This window comes from Luteimonas rhizosphaericola (assembly GCF_029888045.1).
Taxonomy (GTDB): Bacteria; Pseudomonadota; Gammaproteobacteria; order Xanthomonadales; family Xanthomonadaceae; genus Luteimonas; species Luteimonas rhizosphaericola.
Genome location: NZ_JARXRN010000016.1, coordinates 429,709 through 445,399 on the forward strand (window position 1 = coordinate 429,709; position 15,691 = coordinate 445,399).

Annotated in this window: 20 protein-coding genes; 4 read left to right on the top strand and 16 right to left on the bottom strand. The window is 71.3% G+C overall.

The window, feature by feature from the left end; all coding sequences use genetic code 11:
* Nucleotides 1-17 precede the first annotated feature (17 nt).
* Complete coding sequence (locus tag QFW80_RS03230; RefSeq protein WP_280599716.1) at nt 18-812, bottom strand: fused MFS/spermidine synthase; 795 nt, start codon at nt 810-812, stop codon at nt 18-20.
* Nucleotides 813-1,039: 227 nt separating this feature from the next.
* Between QFW80_RS03230 and QFW80_RS03235 the strand changes: the two genes are divergently transcribed.
* Nucleotides 1,040-2,140, top strand: a complete 1,101-nt coding sequence (locus tag QFW80_RS03235; protein WP_280599717.1) for a transglutaminase — start codon at nt 1,040-1,042, stop codon at nt 2,138-2,140.
* A 1-nt stretch (nt 2,141) separates the two neighbouring features.
* Here QFW80_RS03235 and QFW80_RS03240 read toward each other — a convergent pair whose 3' ends face one another.
* The 4 genes from QFW80_RS03240 to rlmE form a co-directional block, all read right to left on the bottom strand.
* Nucleotides 2,142-2,408 (bottom strand): DksA/TraR family C4-type zinc finger protein, encoded by a 267-nt coding sequence (locus QFW80_RS03240; RefSeq protein WP_280599718.1) that lies wholly within the window; start codon nt 2,406-2,408, stop codon nt 2,142-2,144.
* A 51-nt stretch (nt 2,409-2,459) separates the two neighbouring features.
* Nucleotides 2,460-3,356, bottom strand: a complete 897-nt coding sequence (gene folP / locus QFW80_RS03245; protein ID WP_280599719.1) for a dihydropteroate synthase — start codon at nt 3,354-3,356, stop codon at nt 2,460-2,462.
* A gap of 167 nt (nt 3,357-3,523) precedes the next feature.
* Complete coding sequence (gene ftsH, locus QFW80_RS03250; protein WP_280599721.1) at nt 3,524-5,437, bottom strand: ATP-dependent zinc metalloprotease FtsH; 1,914 nt, start codon at nt 5,435-5,437, stop codon at nt 3,524-3,526.
* A 30-nt stretch (nt 5,438-5,467) separates the two neighbouring features.
* Nucleotides 5,468-6,115, bottom strand: a complete 648-nt coding sequence (rlmE, locus tag QFW80_RS03255; RefSeq protein WP_280599942.1) for a 23S rRNA (uridine(2552)-2'-O)-methyltransferase RlmE — start codon at nt 6,113-6,115, stop codon at nt 5,468-5,470.
* 141 nt (nt 6,116-6,256) lie between these two features.
* Here rlmE and yhbY point away from each other — a divergent pair, with 141 nt between their 5' ends.
* Both yhbY and QFW80_RS03265 read left to right on the top strand, forming a co-directional pair.
* Nucleotides 6,257-6,562, top strand: coding sequence for a ribosome assembly RNA-binding protein YhbY (yhbY, locus tag QFW80_RS03260; protein WP_280599722.1), 306 nt, complete (start codon nt 6,257-6,259; stop codon nt 6,560-6,562).
* A gap of 13 nt (nt 6,563-6,575) precedes the next feature.
* The gene (locus QFW80_RS03265; RefSeq protein WP_280599723.1) at nt 6,576-6,950 is read left to right on the top strand and encodes an Mth938-like domain-containing protein; all 375 of its coding nucleotides are present in this window, start codon (nt 6,576-6,578) and stop codon (nt 6,948-6,950) included.
* Nucleotides 6,951-7,167: 217 nt separating this feature from the next.
* On the opposite strand, the gene QFW80_RS03270 is transcribed toward QFW80_RS03265, so the two are convergent.
* The 4 genes from QFW80_RS03270 to surE are packed head-to-tail and all read right to left on the bottom strand — an operon-like array spanning nt 7,168 to nt 10,117.
* The gene (locus QFW80_RS03270) at nt 7,168-7,941 is read right to left on the bottom strand and encodes a peptidoglycan DD-metalloendopeptidase family protein (RefSeq protein WP_280599943.1); all 774 of its coding nucleotides are present in this window, start codon (nt 7,939-7,941) and stop codon (nt 7,168-7,170) included.
* Nucleotides 7,942-7,991: 50 nt separating this feature from the next.
* On the bottom strand, nt 7,992-8,645 hold the full coding sequence (locus QFW80_RS03275; protein WP_280599725.1) for an exopolysaccharide biosynthesis protein: 654 nt from the start codon (nt 8,643-8,645) through the stop codon (nt 7,992-7,994).
* Nucleotides 8,646-8,648: 3 nt separating this feature from the next.
* The gene (locus tag QFW80_RS03280; protein ID WP_280599945.1) at nt 8,649-9,332 is read right to left on the bottom strand and encodes a protein-L-isoaspartate(D-aspartate) O-methyltransferase; all 684 of its coding nucleotides are present in this window, start codon (nt 9,330-9,332) and stop codon (nt 8,649-8,651) included.
* 2 nt (nt 9,333-9,334) lie between these two features.
* The gene (gene surE / locus QFW80_RS03285; RefSeq protein WP_280599726.1) at nt 9,335-10,117 is read right to left on the bottom strand and encodes a 5'/3'-nucleotidase SurE; all 783 of its coding nucleotides are present in this window, start codon (nt 10,115-10,117) and stop codon (nt 9,335-9,337) included.
* A 104-nt stretch (nt 10,118-10,221) separates the two neighbouring features.
* Between surE and QFW80_RS03290 the strand changes: the two genes are divergently transcribed.
* Nucleotides 10,222-10,785: a Smr/MutS family protein gene (locus QFW80_RS03290; protein ID WP_280599727.1), complete on the top strand. Its 564-nt coding sequence runs from the start codon at nt 10,222-10,224 to the stop codon at nt 10,783-10,785.
* A gap of 4 nt (nt 10,786-10,789) precedes the next feature.
* Here the strand turns inward: QFW80_RS03290 and QFW80_RS03295 are convergent, their stop codons facing one another.
* From QFW80_RS03295 to QFW80_RS03325, 7 genes are all read right to left on the bottom strand, one after another.
* On the bottom strand, nt 10,790-11,020 hold the full coding sequence (locus QFW80_RS03295) for a hypothetical protein (protein ID WP_280599729.1): 231 nt from the start codon (nt 11,018-11,020) through the stop codon (nt 10,790-10,792).
* A 92-nt stretch (nt 11,021-11,112) separates the two neighbouring features.
* Entirely contained in the window at nt 11,113-12,174 is a 1,062-nt protein-coding gene (truD, locus tag QFW80_RS03300; protein WP_280599731.1) for a tRNA pseudouridine(13) synthase TruD, read from the bottom strand.
* A gap of 201 nt (nt 12,175-12,375) precedes the next feature.
* A complete protein-coding gene (ispF, locus tag QFW80_RS03305) occupies nt 12,376-12,861 on the bottom strand; it encodes a 2-C-methyl-D-erythritol 2,4-cyclodiphosphate synthase (RefSeq protein ID WP_280599733.1) in 486 nt (161 codons plus the stop codon).
* Nucleotides 12,858-13,589 (bottom strand): 2-C-methyl-D-erythritol 4-phosphate cytidylyltransferase, encoded by a 732-nt coding sequence (gene ispD, locus QFW80_RS03310; protein ID WP_280599735.1) that lies wholly within the window; start codon nt 13,587-13,589, stop codon nt 12,858-12,860. Before ispD ends, ispF begins: the two co-directional genes overlap by 4 nt.
* Nucleotides 13,586-13,918 (bottom strand): cell division protein FtsB, encoded by a 333-nt coding sequence (ftsB, locus tag QFW80_RS03315; RefSeq protein WP_280599737.1) that lies wholly within the window; start codon nt 13,916-13,918, stop codon nt 13,586-13,588. The genes ispD and ftsB overlap by 4 nt, the downstream gene beginning before the upstream one ends.
* Before the next feature lie 9 nt (nt 13,919-13,927).
* Entirely contained in the window at nt 13,928-15,214 is a 1,287-nt protein-coding gene (eno, locus tag QFW80_RS03320; RefSeq protein WP_280599739.1) for a phosphopyruvate hydratase, read from the bottom strand.
* Complete coding sequence (locus QFW80_RS03325; protein ID WP_280599741.1) at nt 15,211-15,669, bottom strand: hypothetical protein; 459 nt, start codon at nt 15,667-15,669, stop codon at nt 15,211-15,213. The genes eno and QFW80_RS03325 overlap by 4 nt, the downstream gene beginning before the upstream one ends.
* Nucleotides 15,670-15,691 lie beyond the last annotated feature (22 nt).

Below are 15,691 nucleotides of genomic sequence, written 5' to 3' on the forward strand. Positions count from 1 at the left end.
GATGGCAAGCCGCGGCCTCAGCGCGCGCGCCAGGCCTCCGCCACGCGTGCGAACTCGCCGGCGAGGTCCTTCGCGAGCCGCGGCGGGAGCTGGCGCGCGATCGCAGGCAGGTCGATCCGCCCCTCCGGAAACGGGTCGTCCAGCCACGCGAAGGCGACCCGGTTGCTCTGGCGCGCCTCCTCCAGCATCCACACGCGCCCGGCGCCGAAGCTGCGGCGCAGCTTGGCCAGGTGGTCGGCGAAGTCGGTGGCGTACAGGTTGCTGGCGAACACGCCGCCGGGCGCCAGCGCGTCGCGGCAGTCGTCGTAGAAGCGCTGGCTCGACAGGCCGGCCGGGATACCCGACGCGTCGTAGCCATCCACCAGCAGGATGTCGAATCGCCCACGGCGCTCCCGCACCCATTGGGCGCCATCGGCCAGCAGCACCTGCAGGCGCGCGTCGTCGTGCGGCACGCGGAAGGTGCGCCGCAGCGCGATCACGTGCGGGTTGTTCTCCGCCACTTCCACCCGCGTCTGCGGCAGGTGGCGATGGCAGAACTTGGCCTGCGACCCGCCGCCGAGCCCGACCATGCCGATCAGCGCCGGGCGCGGGCGCCACAGCAGGCTCGCCATCATGGTGCGGGTGTAGTCGACCGCCAGATGGCCGGGCCGGAAGGTCCGCATCCGGCTCTGCGACACGCCGCCTGCGAACTGCAGGTCGGTGTGGCGCCAGCCGCGCAGGATGACCGGCCGGGCCGTCGCGGCTGCCGCGGCGGCGGACGCGGGCTGGCGGACGGTCGTACCGCCCGGATCGCCCGCGGCGTCCCGGTCCATGCCCGACGGAACTGGCGACGGAGCGCCCGGAGCCGGATGGACATCGTCGCGTTTTCGCATGGGCCGGACGGAATCGAGCAAGCGTCGATGCAAGGCTACCCCAAGCCCCGCCGGACCCACACCGCTCCGTGGCGCGGGGCGTCGCCGCACGTTCCTGCAGCGCAGCATCCGCTCGTGCGGCGGCGGCGTACACTGCCGGTGGCTGGCACGCTCCGGAGGAGGCCGCCATGATCGCCTGGCTGCTCGCGGCCGCACTGGCCGCCGCCCCCGTCGCCCCCAACGCTCCCGTCGCTGCCACCGCGCCCGGGATTGACCCCGCGCCGGCGGTGCCCACGCCGGAGCAGGTCATCGCGCTGCCGCCGCCGCTGGCGCAGGCGCTGCGGACGCAGGTCGTCGACCGCACGCCACGCGGCATGGCGCGACTCGAACGCCTGGTCGCCTTCATGTACGAACCCGACGGGCTCGGCATCCAGTACCGCCACGATGCCAACCACACGGTCGCCGAGACCTGGGCCACGCGGGAGGCGAATTGCCTGTCCTTCACCCTGCTCACGATCGCCCTGGCGCGCGCCGCGGGCGTCGAGGCCTACGGCCAGGAGATCGCCAGGACGCTCTCGTGGTTCGCCGAAGGCGACACGCTCTACTTCAGCAACCACGTCAATGCCGGCATCCGCATCGGCCGGCACGAGTACACGGTCGATGTCGGCAGCGACAGCCTGATGACGCTCGACCCGCCGCAGCGCGTCGACGACCATCGCCTGATGGCGGTGTACTACAGCAATCGCGCCGCAGACCTGCTGGGCCGCGGCGCGATGCCGGGTGCGGCGCGCTTCATCGACGCGGCGCTGGCCGCCGATCCCGGCTACGCCACCGCCTGGAACAACGCCGGCGTGCTGCGGGTGCGCTCCGCGCAGCCGGAGGCCGCCGAGCAGGCTTTCGCGCATGCACTCGAGCTGGACCGGGCGCACGACGGCGCGCTGATGAACCTCGCCTCGCTGTACACCGCGCGCGGCGATACGGCCGGCGCGGCACGCTACCGGGACCGGCTCGAACGCCTGCGCCTGCGCAACCCCTACCACCATTTCATGCAGGCCGTGGACGCCGAGCGCCGGGACGACCACGCCACCGCCACGAGACAGTACCGCCGCGCGATCGCGCTCTACGACGCCGAACACCGCTTCCACTCCGGTCTGGCGCGCGCCCTGCTGCACCTGGGCGATGCGCGCGGAGCCGGGCGGGCACTGCAGCGCGCGCACGACCTCAGCAAGGGCGACATGCAGGCCCGCTACCAGGCCAAGCTCGATCTGCTCCGGCGCAAGGGCCTCTGACTCAGCGCAGCTGGCTGTCCTTGCTGCCGCGGCGGTTGTAGCCGCTGCCGGGCTGCTCCTCGCGCTCCTCGGCTTCCTGGCAGGCGATGCACAGGCGCACGCCGGGCATCGCCTTGCGCCGCGCCTCGGGGATCGGGGCGCCGCATTCCTCGCAGTGCGTGAGGCCGGGACCCTGCGGCAGCTGGCTGCGCGCACGCTTGATCGCGTCCTTCACGGTCGCGTCGATCTGGTCCTGTACCGCGCCGTCGCCGGCCCATCCGGTCGCCATCGTCGTTCTCCCGGGCTCTCGTTCCGCCTGCGCTTGTACGCCAGGCGCCGTCTACGTCTCGTCAGGCCAGCGGATCGCCGGCGCCGACGCCGGACGCGGCACCGGCACCGCCGCGACCGCATTCCAGATCTTCAGCGCGTCCACGGCGGCCGCGACATCGTGGACCCGCAGCAGGCGCGCGCCGCGCTGCGCGGCGATCAGGTGCGCGGCCACCGACCCGTGGACACGCTCGACCGGCGATTCGCGCCCGGTCAGTTCGCCGATGGTGCGCTTGCGCGACAGCCCGGCCAGCACCGGCACGCCCAGCTCCCCGAAGCGCTCGAGTCGCGCGAGCAGCTGCAGGTTGTGCGCGGTGGTCTTGCCGAAGCCGAAGCCGGGATCGACCACGATGCGCTTGCGATCGATGCCGGCCATTTCCGCGGCGAAGATGCGTTCGGCAAGGAACCGGTGCACCTCGCCCACCACGTCGTCGTACTCCGGCGCGTCCTGCATCGAGCGCGGCTCGCCGAGCATGTGCATCAGCACCACCGGCACGCCGAGCGCGGCGGCGGTGTCCAGCGCGCCCTCGCGGCGCAGGCCGTAGACGTCGTTGATCATGCCGGCGCCCGCCTCGACCGCGGCGCGCATCACCTCGGGGCGGGAGGTGTCGATGCTGACCGGCAGCGCGGTCTCGCGCGCCAGCCGCTCCACGACCGGTACCACGCGCCTGAGCTCTTCTTCCAGGGGCACCGGCTCAGCGCCCGGACGGGTCGATTCACCGCCGACATCCAGCACGTCCGCACCCTCGGCCGCCAGCTGCAGGCCGTGCGCCACCGCCGCGTCGGCATCGAAATGTGCACCGCCGTCGGAGAACGAATCGGGCGTGACGTTGACGATGCCCATCACCCGCGGAACGTCGAGGCGGAGGATGCGGCCGGCGCAGTCGAGCTGGGGCGAGGTGTCGAACATGTCGATGGGAAATCGTGCAATGGGGGTGCGGGCGTGGCGCGGTGTGACCGGGAAGCGGCGACCGGCCGCCTCAGCGGGCGCCACACGCCGGCTGGAAACGAAGACGGCGCCGGAAACACCGGCGCCGCTTCATCGAATCACCTGTCACCAGACACCGACCACGGCCGTCAAGTCTGCTCGGCGGGCCCGCCGATCGGCGGCAGCGGGCGCGAATCGCCATCGCCACCCTTGCCGCCACCCTTGCCGGACTCGATCCAGCCCATCGGCGGCGGCGGCTCGCGCCCTTCCATGATGGCGTCGATCTGCGGCACGTCGATGGTCTCGTACTCGAGCAGCAGCTTGGCCATCGCGTGCAGCTTGTCGATGTTCTGGGTGAGGATCTCGGTGGTGCGGCCATAGGCCTTGTCGAGGATCCCGCGCACCACCTCGTCGATCTTGCGCGCGGTGTCGTCGGAGACGCTCTTGTGCTGGGTGACCGAGCGGCCGAGGAACACCTCGTCCTCGTCCTCGCTGTAGGCGATCGGCCCCATCTCGTCCGACAGGCCCCACTTGGTGACCATGTTGCGCGCCATCTTGGTCGCGCGCTCGATGTCGTTGGACGCGCCAGTGGTGACCTTGTCGTTGCCGAAGATCAACTCCTCCGCGACGCGGCCGCCGTACAGCGAGCACAGCTGCGACTGGATCGCCGTACGGTTGAAGCTGTACTTGTCGCCCTCGGGCAGGTACATGGTCACGCCCAGCGCCCGGCCGCGCGGAATGATCGTGACCTTGTAGACCGGATCGTGCTCGGGCACCAGCCGGCCGACGATGGCGTGGCCCGCCTCGTGGTAGGCAGTAAGCGTCTTCTCGTCCTCGCTCATCGCCATCGAACGGCGCTCGGCGCCCATCAGGATCTTGTCGCGCGCCTTGTCGAAGTGGTCCATGCGGACGTCCTTCGCGTTCTCGCGCGCCGCGAACAGCGCCGCCTCGTTGACCAGGTTCGCCAGGTCCGCGCCGGAGAAACCCGGCGTGCCGCGCGCGATCACCAGCGGCTCGACGTTGTCGGCCAGCGGCACCTTGCGCATGTGCACACGCAGGATCTGCTCGCGCCCCTTCACGTCCGGCAGGCCGACCACCACCTGACGGTCGAAGCGGCCCGGACGCAGCAGCGCGGGGTCGAGCACGTCGGGGCGGTTGGTCGCGGCGATCACGATCACGCCCTCGCCGCCCTCGAACCCGTCCATCTCGACCAGCAGCTGGTTCAGCGTCTGCTCGCGCTCGTCGTGGCCGCCGCCCAGGCCGGCGCCGCGATGGCGGCCGACCGCGTCGATCTCGTCGATGAAGATGATGCACGGCGCGTGCTTCTTGGCCTGCTCGAACATGTCGCGCACGCGGCTGGCGCCGACGCCGACGAACATCTCGACGAAGTCCGAACCGGAGATCGAGAAGAACGGCACCTTGGCCTCGCCCGCGATGGCCTTGGCCAGCAGGGTCTTGCCGGTACCGGGCGGGCCGACCATCAGCACGCCGCGCGGGATCTTGCCACCCAGCTTCTGGAACTTGGACGGATCGCGCAGGAACTCGACCAGCTCGGACACTTCCTCCTTGGCCTCGTCGCAGCCGGCGACGTCGGCGAAGGTGACCTTGGTCTGGTCCTCGTTGAGCAGCTTCGCGCGCGACTTGCCGAACGACATCGCGCCCTTGCCGCCGCCCTGCTGCATCTGCCGCATCATGAAGAACCAGAAGCCGATGATCAGCGCCACCGGCAGCAGGTTGATCAGGATGTACACCAGCGACGGCCCGCTCGACGGCGGCGCGGCCTGGATCTCGACCTTGTGGTTGAGCAGGTCGTTCATCATGCCTTCGTCGCGGCGCGGCGCGATCACCGTGCCGGTCTCGCCGCCCTTGGTGACGAATTCGACCGTCTTCTCGTCCTCGGCGATCTTCACCGACCTGATCTGATCGCGGCGTACCTGCTCCATGAACTGGGAGTAGCGCACTTCGCTGGACGCGCCGGTGCCCGGGCTGAAGCTGTTGAACACCAGCATCAGCACCACGGCGACCATCGCCCACAGCAGGAGGTTCTTCACCAGGTCGTTCATCGGGATTTCCGGGACTCCAATGGGGGCATGCTACTTGATCGCCGCCAGCTTGCCCTGCGCCAGCGCATAGACTTCGGGCGAACGCCGGCGCGAGGCGGCCGGCTTGCGGATCGCGACCTTCGCGTAGCGCTTGCGCAGGTCGCGGACGAAACCGTCGAACCCCGTTCCCTGGAACAACTTGATCAGGAACGTGCCGCCGGGCTTGAGGTGGCGGTCGGCGAACTCCATGGCCAGCTCGGACAGGTGCATCGCCCGCGGCTGGTCGACCGCTTCCACACCGCTCTTGTTGGGGGCCATGTCCGACAACACAAGGTCCACGGACTGTCCGGCCAGCAGAGTCTCAAGGCTCGATAAGACCGCATCCTCCCTGAAATCGCCATGAAGGAACTCGACCCCGGCCAGCGGCGGCATGTCCAGGATGTCGAGCGCGAGCACCCTGCCCGGGCGCGCGGGATCGAGGCGGTCGAGTTCCTGGCGCACCCATTGCGACCACCCGCCCGGCGCGGCGCCGAGGTCGACGACGGTCATGCCGGGCTTGAGCAGGCGGTCGCGGCCGGCGAGTTCCTCCAGTTTGTAGGCCGCGCGCGAGCGCAGCCCTTCGGCCTGCGCCTTCTTCACGTAGGGATCGGAGAAATGTTCCTTCAGCCAGCGCTGGCTGCTCTTGCTGCGGGTGGCCATCGGGGTATCCCCCTCTCCGCGTCGGGGAGGGTCGGTCGGCGCGGATGCCGCGCGGGCGGGCGCGTGGACGGCCCGGAAGGAAATGGAGTCGCGGAGCGGCATGATACCCTGCCCGCACTCCTCCCCTCGCCGCCTTTCCCGATGTCGACCGTCCTGACCGCCGCCCAGAACCGCTTCCTGCGCGGGCAGGCGCACGACCTCAAGGCGATGCTGCAGGTCGGGGGCAAGGGCGTGACCGATGCGCTGGTGGCCGAGATCGACGGCGCGCTGGAACACCACGAGCTGATCAAGATCAAGGTGGCGGCGGCCGACCGGGACGAGCGCGACCAGCTGATCGCGAGGATCGCCGAGCGCGCCGGGGCGGCGCTGGTGCAGCGGATCGGCCACGTGGCGGTGCTGTACCGCCCGTCGAAGGACAAGCGCCAGATCGTGCTGCCGCGGGCATAAGGCGGCGCCTGCGATGCAGCTGGTCCACGAACGACCCGATTTCGACTATTTCCTGCGCGGCGCCGACGGCCGCTCGGCGCTGGTGAACGACCGCCGCCTGGAGCGCAGCTTCGTGGTCGCCCCCGACCGCCTGGTCGAGGACTGGCCGGTGGGCGACGTGCGTGCCCTGGAGGCGGCGGACCTGGAACCGCTGCTGGCGCTGCAGCCGGAGCTGATCGTGCTCGGCAGCGGCGCGAGCCAGGCCTTCCCGCCACCGGAGGCGATGGCGGCGTGCCTGGCGCGCGGGATTGGCCTGGAGACGATGACCAACGCGGCCGCGGCACGCACCTACAACGTGCTGGCCGGCGAAGGTCGCCGCGTGGTGGCCGGGTTCATCCTGACGGCCTGAGCCGGCAACCGCGCCGTGGTGCGCAGCGCACACCCGTCGGTCCGGCCCGCGGGGGCGCTCCGGCTCAGCGGCGCGGCAGGTACTGCAGCGGATCGACCGGCTTTCCGTTGTAGCGGGTGAGCGGGCGCCGCTGGCGATCCGCAGGATCGCGCGCCCCACGAACGCCCGGCGCGCTGCGCCGGGCCGGGGATCCGCCGGCTCCGGAGATCGCGCCGGCTCAGCGCCGCGGCAGGTACTGCAGCGGATCGACCGGCTTGCCGTTGTAGCGGATCTCGAAATGCAGCATGTCGCGCGCGGCGCCGGTGCTGCCCATCTCGGCGATCTGCTGGCCGGCCTGGACGCGCGCGCCCTCGTTCACCAGCCGGGTGCGGTTGTGGCCGTAGGCCGACAGCCACTGCTCGTCGTGCTTGACGATCACCAGTTCGCCATAGCCCACCAGGCCCGAGCCCGAATACACCACCACGCCGTCGCCGGCGGCGCGCACCGGCTGGCCGCTCTTGCCGGCGATGTCGATGCCCTGTCGGGTCGGGTCGCCGCCTGCGAAGCGGTTGAGCACCTGGCCATCCGTCGGCCAGCGCCAGCGCACCGAACTGTTCACAGGCGGCGTCGCGGCCGGCTGCGGGGGCGCCTGTGTCGGCCGCACGGGGGGTCGCTGCGCGGTGGTTGTGCCGCTGGGCGGGCGGGAGGCCTGGCCCCGGGCCGCGCCCGAGCCGGGATACAGCCGCAGCCGCTGGCCCGGATAGATCGTGTACGGTGCAGCGATCCCGTTCCAGAGCGCGAGGTCCATCGGGCTGATGCCGTTGGCGACCGCCAGGCGGTAGAGCGTGTCGCCACGCCGCACCATCACGCTGGCGCCGGGCTTGGGCGTCGAGGTGCCCGGGGCGGAGGATCCGCCCGACGTCCGCACCACCTTGCTGCTGCAGGCGGCGATGAGCGCAAGCATCAGTACCGCGACCACCACCCGTGCGGCGCCACGCGCCGCCGCCGTCATCCATGGATCGAAACCAGCCACCGCGTTCCCCGTGTCCGTGTCGCTGCGGATCATGCCGTGAACCGCTTGAACAGTTCCTGCGCCACCAGCCCGCCACCGCCGATGAGCACGGCGAAGTACACCATCGTGCCGATGTTGGCGAGGTGTCCGAGCAGCACCGCGCCGCCGTCGCGCTGGATGAAGCCGATCGCATAGGCCAGCAGGGCCAGCGCCGGCAGCGTGTTGCTGAAGGGCACGAACCCGAACGGCGCCATCAGGAGCAGCGCGGCGAGGATGAAGGCCAGGTTGTTGACCACGTCCTGCGTGCGCCCGTCCACCAGCGCCGGGAGCCGGTGCGGCCGGCTGAGGCGCTCCATCCGCTGCACCCAGCGCAGGCCCCCGGTCAGCCCCGGGCGCAAACGGTCGGACGGCAGGCGGCGGTCGCGCACGCGGCTTGGCAACCACAGCTGGCGCGACAGCAGGCGGCTGACGCCCACCAGCAGGATCGCGGCGCCGAACACCGTGCTCACGCCCGGGATCGACACCGGAATCAGGAACACCAAGGTCAGCAGGATGCACAGCAGCAGCAGGCCTTCGTCGCCGAACAGGTCCAGCAGTTCGCCCAGGGTGACGTGGTCGGGCGGCAGGCGCGCGATCATGCCCGCGATCTGCGCGCCCAGGCTCTGGCCGTCGGGATCCGGCGGCGTGGCGGTCGGTCCGGCCATGGCTCAGTCGACCGTGCCCGACAGCAGCGGCACGAACACCACCGGGCCCAGGTCGCGGCGGGTGATCGACCCGTCCGCCTCCCTGCGCAGCATGAGCAGCTGTTGCGCATTGGCGGCGCCCACCGGCGCCACCAGGATGCCGCCGGGGGCGAGCTGCGCGGACAGCGCATCGACCAGCGCGGGCGCCCCGGCGGTGACCAGGATGCCGTCGTAGGGGCCGTTCTCGGGCCATCCGATGCGGCCGTCGTCGTGCTTGCTGCGCACGTTCAGGCCGAGCGAGCGGAAGCGCTTGCGCGCCACCCGCAGCAGGTCGCCGATGCGTTCGACCGTGTGCACTTCCAGCCCAAGCGCGGCCAGCACGCTGGCCTGGTAGCCCGAACCGGTGCCGATCTCGAGCACGCGCCTGGGCGCGTGGCCGTCGGTGAACAGTGCCTCGGTCATGCGCGCGACCACCCAGGGCTGGGAAATCGTCTGGCCATGGCCGATCGGCAGCGCCGTGTCCTCGTAGGCGCGGGTGGCCAGCGCCTCGTCGACGAACAGGTGGCGCGGCACGGTGCGGATCGCGTTGAGCACGCGCTCGTCGCCGATTCCGTTCGCGCGCAGCCGCTCGATCAGGCGGTCGCGCACGCGCTGCGAAGTCATGCCGACGCCGATCGCCTCGGGCTGCAGCCGCAGCCGGGGAGTCATCATCATCGCGCCGGCTCCGCGAGTTCGGCGGCCAGGCTGCCGACCCAGCTCGAGACCTGCTCCAGCGCCTGGTAACGCGTCAGGTCGACGTGGATCGGGGTGATCGAGATGTGTCCGAAGCGCACGGCGTGGAAATCGGTGCCGGGGCCGGCATCCATCTCCGGTCCCGCCGCGCCGATCCACCACCAGGTGCGGCCGCGCGGATCCTCCTGCTTCGTGCAGGGCTCGGCGCGGTGCCGGTTTCCCAGCCGAGTGACCTCGAAGCCGGCGATCTCGCTCCAGGCGCGATCGGGCACGTTGACGTTGAGGATGGTGTCGGCGGGCAGCGGATCGGCCTTGAGCCGTTCGACGATCTCCACCGCCGCGCGCGCCGCGGTCTCGTAGTGGCGCCCGTCGTGGTTGACCGTGGCCAGCGACATCGCGATCGCCGGCAGGCCTAGGAAACGCCCTTCCATCGCCGCGGCCACGGTGCCGGAATAGATCACGTCGTCGCCGAGGTTGGCGGTGTTGTTGATGCCCGAGACCACGATGTCGGGTTCGCGCTCGAACATGCCGGTGATGGCGACGTGCACGCAGTCGGTGGGCGTTCCGTAGACGCGCCAGACCGCGTCCTCGAGCTGCTGCACGCGCAGCGGCATGTCCAGCGTCAGCGAGTTGCTGGCGCCGGAGCGATCGCGATCGGGGGCGACGATCAGGACCTCGTGGCCGGCATCGCGCAGACCCTGCGCCAGGATGCGGATGCCGGGGGCATCGACGCCGTCATCGTTGCTGACCAGTACGCGCATGAACCTCTGGGACCACCGTCGCCGCGGATGTCGTGCCGCCATGATACCGGATGCGCGCATCCACTTCCGGACGCACGGGCCGGTTCGCGTCATACTGGGCGCCGATGGCGAGACACCGTCCACCGCCCGGCGACGACATCTCCGACGACAGCGACGACGCGGCGCTGTTCCGCAGCGCGATCGGACCGGTGCGCGAGTTGCCACCGGCGGCTCTGCCGCCGTCGCGGCCCAGGCCGCGCCCGGGCACGCGCATGGCCGACCTGGACGAGGCGGAGGCGAAGGGCGAGTTCCTGCGCCTGCTGCACGAAGCGCCGGTGGAGGCCGGCGATACCCTGCGCCATCGCCGCGACGACGTGCCGGCCCGCGTGCTGAAGCGCCTGGCCCAGGGCGACTACGCCGCCCAGGACGAACTGGACCTGCACCACGCCAGCGCCGCCGCGGCCGGGTCGCTGCTGCGCCGCTTCCTGCAGGACGCACGCGATGCCGGCGCGCACTGCGTGCGCGTGATCCACGGCAAGGGGCTGAACTCCGACGGCGTGCCGGTGCTGAAGAACCTGTGCGACCGGCTCCTGCGCCAGCGCGGCGACGTGCTGGCGTTCCATTCGGCGCCCGCCGCGCAGGGCGGGACCGGCGCGGTGCTGGTACTGCTGGCGCCGCGTCGCGGCTGAGCGGCTACTGTTGCTGTTGCGGCACCCGCGTGACCGGCGGATTGACCCAGTGCACCTCGACGCCACGACGCTGCGCCTTGGCGTGGACAGCCGCCATGTAGGCGTCATCGGTAACGGGGGTGCCAGGCGCCAGTGCGCTCGCGGCGTGGGTGGCGACAACCGGTGCGGTGCTGGCGCACGACGACAGCAGGAACACCAGCGCGATCGCCGGTGTCAGACGAAGGACCCTGTTCATGAGCACGCCTCCTGGTCGAGCGCCGGCGCACGATGCGACCGGCGCTCCTGCAGGTATACGCCGACCGGGACGTGGCGCCAGCGCCGGGGATGTCATTCCGACGAGCGGTCGACCGCCTGATGGCCAGCCAGTTCACCCAGCTCGGCCAGTACGCTGGTGGCATAGGTGCCGGGCGGCAGCGCGAAGCGCAGGCGAAGGGTGGCGACATCCATCCACTCGGCTTCCAGGTCGCCGGGCCGCAACCGCGTGGCGCGCCGCTCCTGGCGCAGGCCGGCCGCCTCCAGCCCGTCGCGCAGGCGCATGGCGACCTCGTCGGACAGGACCTCGCGCTCGAATGCCTGCGCCGCGCCCTCGCAGCGCAGCGGGCCCCTGCCCCACAGCGGCGCCGTGGGGTGGATGTCGAATGCCGCCAGCCGCTCGGCGATGGTGTCGTCGGCCGCGACCGGGCCGAACACGCTGCGGCTGCCGTCGAGCACCCACACCTCGCCCTCCAGCGCCTGGTCCCAGGTGCCGGCGGCGACGCGCGCGGCCAGGACCCGGTTGAACAGCTCCGACCGCGCCGCCGAGAGCAGCATCGCGCGTTCGTCGCGCCGCACCCGCCGCCCGCCGAACATCGCCAGCGCGCGCACGAGGTTGCCGCCCTCGCGACCGAAGCGCTGCTCGCCGAAATAGTTCGGCACGCCGCGACGGGCGATCGCCTCGACGCGCGCATCGATGGCATCGCGCACGCCGTCCACCTCGCGCAGCACCAGCTCGAAGCGGTTGCCCGCCAGCGCCCCGCGCGGCAGTTTGCGTGAGTGGCGGCGCGCCTCGAGCACGCGCAGCGATTCGCCGGTCGCAGGATCGTCGAACGCCAGGGCGTCGAGCGGGGGATCCGGGCGGCCCGGGAGCTGCACCGAGAGCCGCTGGCGGGTCACCGCGTGGCGGTCCTTGAGCCCGGCATGACCGACCGCCGACTCGGGCACCTCGGCCCACTGCGCGACCAGCCGCGCCACGTGCGCGGTGTTGAGGCCGCGCTTCTCGATCGTCAGCAGCAGGTGCTCGCCCTGGCCGTCCGCGTCGAAGGCGTCGAGCTCCGTCACCGAGAAATCCTCGGGCGACTGGCGGAAGCGCGCCCGCAGGACGGCAGCGCCATGGGCGCGCGGCAGGCTCACGCGGCCGGTGTCGCTGGCGGCATCGACCGGGCGGGACGCGAAGCGGGGGCGCCGCGGCTGCCCGGGCGGCGTTCCACCGCCGTGGCGAGGACGACCGGGGACTCGGACGCAAGCGGAGCCGGTGTGCGGTCGTCGCCATTCCGCGCCGCGCCACGGAACCGCCCCCGTTCGGCCGACGCCGTGGCGTCGGGGTATGCCGCCTCAGTCCGCATCGCGCACCAGCAGGCACACGGCGAGCGCGGCGATGCCTTCGCCACGACCGGTGAAGCCCAGGCGCTCGCTGGTGGTGGCCTTGATGCTCACGTCGTCGAGTCCGACGCGGAGATCGCCCGCGACCGTCGCGCGCATCGCGTCCGCGTGCGGCCCGACCTTCGGCCGCTCGCAGACGATGGTCACGTCGGCGTTGCCGACGCGCCAGCCGCGCTCGCGCAGCAGTCCGTCGCAGTGGCGCAGGAAGGTGCGGCTGTCGGCATCCTTCCAGCGCGCGTCGGAGGGCGGGAAATGAAGACCGATGTCGCCCAGCGCCAGTGCGCCGAGCATCGCATCGCACAGCGCGTGCAGCACCACGTCGCCGTCGCTGTGCGCAAGCACGCCGCGGTCATGAGGCACGCGTATGCCGCCCAGCATCACGTGGTCGCCCTCGCCGAAGGCGTGCACGTCGTAGCCCTGGCCGATCCGGACGTTCATGAGGTGGCGCCGTCCCGCGGGCCGCGGGACAGCACGAACTCGAATCGCGCCAGGTCGCCCGCGGTGGTGATCTTGAAGTTCTCCTCGTCGCCCTCGACCAGCAGCGGACGCATGCCCAGCAGTTCCATCGCCATCGCCTCGTCGGTCACCGCGACGCCGCCCTCGCGCGCGGACTCCAGCGCGCGGGTCAGCTGCAGGCGCCGGAACAGCTGCGGCGTCAGCGCGCGCCAGAGCCGCTCGCGCGGCTCGGTACGGTCGATGCCGCCATCGTCCCCGGCGCGCTTGAGCGTGTCGCGCACGGGCGCGGCCAGGATCGCGCCGACCGGATCGGCGCGGCCGCGCTCCAGCAGTGCGGTCAGGTCGTCGTGCCGCAGGTTCGGGCGCGCGGCGTCGTGCACCAGCACGAAATCGTCCACGCGCACCTCGTCCGGGAGCGCCTGCAGGCCGGCCAGCACGGAGTCGGCGCGCGATTCGCCGCCCGTGCAGCGCAGCAGCGGCGTCCCCGCCATCGCATCCCAACCCGGCCAGTGCGCATCGTCCGCCGCCAGCACCACCATCGCGCCGCGCACGCCGGGGTGCGAACACAGTGCCGAGAGCGTGTGGCCGATCAGCGGCTGCCCGGCGACCGGGGTGTACTGCTTGGGCAGGCCCGTGCCGAAGCGCGTGCCGCGCCCGGCGGCCACCACGATCGCCCACACCCCGCCGCTGCGCGCGGACTCCTGGGTCATGGCGTCTCCTCCGGTTCGTCCTCGGCCGCGGGCACCGGTGGCGCACCGTCCTCGTCGACCACCCGATAGAAGGTTTCGCCCGGCCGGATCATGCCCAGCTCGTTGCGCGCGCGTTCCTCGATCGCCGCCTCGCCCGACTTGAGGTCGGCCACCTCGGCGGCCAGCGCGGCGTTGCGCTGCTCCAGGCCCTCGTTCTGGCGCCGCTGCTGCTCCACCCGCGCGTCGAGCTCCTCGACCGCGCGGGTGCCGCCGACGCCGAACCACAGGCGATACTGCAGCCAGCCCAGCAGCACCACCAGCGCCAGCAGCAGCACGCGCAACCAGCGCATTGTCGCGGATCAGCGCTTGAGCGAAACGAACGCGTCGCGGCCGGCGTACGTCGCGCCCGCGCCGAGCTGCTCCTCGATCCGCAGCAGCTGGTTGTACTTGGCGACGCGGTCGCTGCGGCACAGCGAGCCGGTCTTGATCTGGGTGGCGGTGGTGGCCACGGCGATGTCGGAGATGGTGGTGTCCTCGGTCTCGCCAGAGCGGTGCGACACGACCGCCGCATAGCCGGCGGCATCGGCCATCGTGATCGCCTCCAGGGTCTCGGTCAGGGTGCCGATCTGGTTGACCTTGATCAGGATCGCGTTGGCGGTGCCGCTGTCGATGCCTTCGCGGAAGATCTTCGGGTTGGTGACGAACAGGTCGTCGCCCACCAGCTGCACCGTGCCACCGACGCGACCGGTCAGCTGCTTCCAGCCGTCCCAGTCGTCCTCGGCCATGCCGTCCTCGATCGACACGATCGGGTACTGCGCGGCCCAGTCGGCCAGGAAATCGACGAACTGCTCGCTCGTCAGGCGCTTGTTCTCGCCCACGAGGTTGTACTTGCCGCTGTCGAAGAACTCGCTCGACGCCACGTCCAGGCCGAGCAGCACGTCCTCGCCGGCGCTGTAGCCGGCCTTGCCGATCGCCTCGAGGATGGTGTCGAGCGCTTCGACGTTGCTGCGGAAATCCGGGGCGAAGCCGCCCTCGTCGCCCACCGCGGTGCTCAGGCCGTGGCCCTTGAGCACCGACTTGAGCGCGTGGAAGATCTCGGTGCCGCAGCGCAGCGCTTCGGAGAACGAGGCCGCGCCCACCGGCAGCACCATGAACTCCTGGAAATCGACGTTGTTGTCCGCATGTGCGCCGCCGTTGATGATGTTCATCATCGGCACCGGCAGCACCGGCGCGCGGTCGCCGGCCAGATGCTTCCACAGCGGCAGCTTCCGCGAAGCGGCCACGGCGTGCGCGTTGGCCAGCGATACCGCCAGCAGCGCGTTGGCGCCCAGCCGGCCCTTGTTCTCGGTGCCGTCGAGGTCGATCAGGCGCTTGTCCAGGCCGGCCTGGTCGGCGGCATCGAAGCCGGCCAGTGCGTCGGCGATCGGGCCGTTGACGTTGCCCACGGCCTTGAGCACGCCCTTGCCGAGGTAGCGCGTCTTGTCGCCGTCGCGCAACTCGACCGCTTCCTTGGCGCCGGTGGAGGCGCCCGACGGCACCGCCGCGCGGCCGAAGGATCCATCGGCCAGCGTCACTTCGGCTTCGAGGGTGGGATTACCGCGGGAATCGAGGATTTCGCGGGCGTGGATCTTGGCAATCGTGGTCATGGCGTGGAGTCGTGTTGAGGGAGAGTTCGGACGAAGTCGAGCAGTCTGGCTGACGCGGGCGTAGACGGATCGAGCCGGATAGACAACGGGTGCGGCATTGGTCCTATCGCGTCAGGATAACGCGTGACGAACACCAGATAGGTGCCGCCGGTGTTGCCAGGCGCGACGACCCAGGGACCACATGGCGCGGGCGGTATGCCTTCGATGGCCGGCAAGCCGGTCGACTCGAACAGGACGCCGCGAGTGGCCGGATCGCCCTTGATGGTTTCAAGTACAACGTATTTCATGCGCCCCATCTGGTAACGGGCGCCAAACGGCACGAACTGCGAGTAGCCGGCCAAATTCGCAACGAATACCTGGTCGCTCTGGCGTACGACCTGTGGCAGGTCCTGCTCAAGCACGCCACTGCCGATGGAACAGGCAACCAGATCCGGCGGTGACAGCAACAGGCCCAAGGAGAGCATTGCCGCGCACGAT

Excerpts from the sequence above, each read along its gene's own strand:
- ftsH (WP_280599721.1), bottom strand. The coding sequence starts at position 5,437 with ATGAACGACCTGGTGAAGAACCTCCTGCTGTGGGCGATGGTCGCCGTG.
- QFW80_RS03265 (WP_280599723.1), top strand. The coding sequence starts at position 6,576 with ATGCAGCTGGTCCACGAACGACCCGATTTCGACTATTTCCTGCGCGGC.
- ftsB (WP_280599737.1), bottom strand. The coding sequence starts at position 13,918 with ATGCGCTGGTTGCGCGTGCTGCTGCTGGCGCTGGTGGTGCTGCTGGGC.
- rlmE (WP_280599942.1), bottom strand. The coding sequence starts at position 6,115 with ATGGCCACCCGCAGCAAGAGCAGCCAGCGCTGGCTGAAGGAACATTTC.
- surE (WP_280599726.1), bottom strand. The coding sequence starts at position 10,117 with ATGCGCGTACTGGTCAGCAACGATGACGGCGTCGATGCCCCCGGCATC.
- ispF (WP_280599733.1), bottom strand. The coding sequence starts at position 12,861 with ATGAACGTCCGGATCGGCCAGGGCTACGACGTGCACGCCTTCGGCGAG.
- yhbY (WP_280599722.1), top strand. The coding sequence starts at position 6,257 with ATGTCGACCGTCCTGACCGCCGCCCAGAACCGCTTCCTGCGCGGGCAG.
- QFW80_RS03280 (WP_280599945.1), bottom strand. The coding sequence starts at position 9,332 with ATGACTCCCCGGCTGCGGCTGCAGCCCGAGGCGATCGGCGTCGGCATG.
- QFW80_RS03295 (WP_280599729.1), bottom strand. The coding sequence starts at position 11,020 with ATGAACAGGGTCCTTCGTCTGACACCGGCGATCGCGCTGGTGTTCCTG.
- QFW80_RS03270 (WP_280599943.1), bottom strand. The coding sequence starts at position 7,941 with ATGACGGCGGCGGCGCGTGGCGCCGCACGGGTGGTGGTCGCGGTACTG.
- QFW80_RS03240 (WP_280599718.1), bottom strand. The coding sequence starts at position 2,408 with ATGGCGACCGGATGGGCCGGCGACGGCGCGGTACAGGACCAGATCGAC.
- folP (WP_280599719.1), bottom strand. The coding sequence starts at position 3,356 with ATGTTCGACACCTCGCCCCAGCTCGACTGCGCCGGCCGCATCCTCCGC.
- QFW80_RS03230 (WP_280599716.1), bottom strand. The coding sequence starts at position 812 with ATGGACCGGGACGCCGCGGGCGATCCGGGCGGTACGACCGTCCGCCAG.
- QFW80_RS03290 (WP_280599727.1), top strand. The coding sequence starts at position 10,222 with ATGGCGAGACACCGTCCACCGCCCGGCGACGACATCTCCGACGACAGC.
- QFW80_RS03235 (WP_280599717.1), top strand. The coding sequence starts at position 1,040 with ATGATCGCCTGGCTGCTCGCGGCCGCACTGGCCGCCGCCCCCGTCGCC.
- QFW80_RS03275 (WP_280599725.1), bottom strand. The coding sequence starts at position 8,645 with ATGGCCGGACCGACCGCCACGCCGCCGGATCCCGACGGCCAGAGCCTG.
- eno (WP_280599739.1), bottom strand. The coding sequence starts at position 15,214 with ATGACCACGATTGCCAAGATCCACGCCCGCGAAATCCTCGATTCCCGC.
- ispD (WP_280599735.1), bottom strand. The coding sequence starts at position 13,589 with ATGACCCAGGAGTCCGCGCGCAGCGGCGGGGTGTGGGCGATCGTGGTG.